The sequence below is a fragment of the Escherichia sp. KCJ4928 genome (assembly GCF_004352695.1).
GTDB lineage: Bacteria > Pseudomonadota > Gammaproteobacteria > Enterobacterales > Enterobacteriaceae > ECMA0423.
In genome coordinates, this window is record NZ_SJWV01000691.1 from 1 (window position 1) to 327 (window position 327).

Genomic DNA, 327 nt, shown 5'->3' on the forward strand with positions numbered 1-327 from the left:
GGCAGACAGGCATTCTGCCTGAAAAGAAAAAGCCGGTTCAGAGAAAACCGGCTGACGGATTATCGTCTAACAGTTGGTCGCTACCTTAAAATACTTCTGCAACAGGCACACCGGCAACTTTTTCCCACTCTTTAACCCGATACCGGATCATCTGCGGGAAACGCTCTTTGTACTCATATCCACGTGCAGCCATGGTGTGTATGGTGTTGGCCAGCGTCCTTGCTGAGATGCCGGAGATTTCAAGAGGGATCATCGGCAGACTCACATAGGTGGTGTGGATTTCCAGCTTGCCGTCTTCAGCAACTGTTCGGGTGAAGTTGTGAATAT

1 pseudogene is annotated in these 327 nt (G+C 49.8%); it reads right to left on the reverse strand.

The features are described from left to right. Positions 1-85 precede the first annotated feature (85 nt). Positions 86-327: pseudogene (locus E0D98_RS26280) on the reverse strand (ethanolamine utilization protein EutE); the annotation flags it as partial.